The following is a 500-nucleotide window of genomic DNA, read 5'->3' on the forward strand; positions in this document are numbered from 1 at the left end:
AAGGAGCAATTTGGTGAACTAATAGAAGAAATGCTAGAAAGTGAACTTGATCATGAACTGGGTTACTCAAAGTATGATTACCGAGAAAAGGAAACTACAAATAGTCGAAATGGAAAGAGAGAAAAACAACTAAGATCAAATTATGGCAATATAGAAATCGAAGTACCAAGAGATCGTGAAGGAGAATTTGAACCACAAATAGTGAAAAAGAATCAGAGAGATATATCAAGTATTGATGATCAAGTATTAAGTATGTATGCAAAGGGTATGACGGTAAGAGATATACAAGCTCATTTACAAGATCTTTATGGCGTAGATGCTTCACCTACATTAATCTCTGGAATAACAGATAAAATAGTTCCTTTGATTAAAGAATGGCAAAATCGTCCATTATCAAGAGTCTATGCACATGTAGTCATGGATGCCGTCCACTACAAAGTGAGACAAGATGGTCGAATAGTGAATAAGGCAGCATATATGGCTATTGGGATTGATTTAGA

Annotated in this window: 1 protein-coding gene; it reads left to right on the forward strand. The window is 34.8% G+C overall.

Going from position 1 to position 500, the window contains the following annotated elements; all coding sequences use genetic code 11:
• A partial coding sequence (locus tag CDO51_RS13205; RefSeq protein ID WP_205842274.1) for an IS256 family transposase occupies positions 1–500 on the forward strand: 500 nt, incomplete at both ends.

It is taken from the genome of Natranaerobius trueperi, from assembly GCF_002216005.1.
Taxonomy (GTDB): Bacteria; Bacillota; Natranaerobiia; order Natranaerobiales; family Natranaerobiaceae; genus Natranaerobius_A; species Natranaerobius_A trueperi.